This window comes from Virgibacillus sp. M23 (genome assembly GCF_034190895.1).
Lineage (GTDB): Bacteria > Bacillota > Bacilli > Bacillales > Amphibacillaceae > Virgibacillus > Virgibacillus salarius.
Window position 1 is genome coordinate 1 of record NZ_JAWDHA010000388.1, and the last position, 381, is coordinate 381.

General features: G+C 39.1%; 2 pseudogenes. Both read right to left on the bottom strand.

The features are described from left to right. Nucleotides 1–99: pseudogene (locus RVS70_RS23145) on the bottom strand (transcriptional repressor); the annotation flags it as partial. A gap of 112 nt (nucleotides 100–211) precedes the next feature. Beyond that, a pseudogene (locus RVS70_RS23150) lies at nucleotides 212–381 on the bottom strand (stage II sporulation protein M); the annotation flags it as partial.

The window sequence follows — 381 nt, forward strand, 5'->3', positions numbered from 1 at the left end:
GTTTTCAAGCAGCACCCTTACTGTCGCTTCACGCTGAGGCGTAAGTTTATAGCTGGATGAGTGCAGTTGTTTCTTAATTCGATCAATACGGTTTTCCATGTCTTTCCCTCCTACGCCGCATTCCATGACTCATTATAACAAAATAAGCGCAGAGTTCCAACTATAATTATTATAAACTGATAAATAAAACGATTTTCTTTTAATAATTATTTTAAAAAAGTTTCGATGTAAGCTTTTCCATTAATACAGGAGATAAGTATGCTTCAAAGAGAGACGAAATCAGCGCTAAAAGCAGAATAACCAGCAGCACAAAGGCATACCGTCCGAACCATTGAATCGGCGCGTCATGCAGGCTTCGTTTCACGAACAGCTGCCTGATTA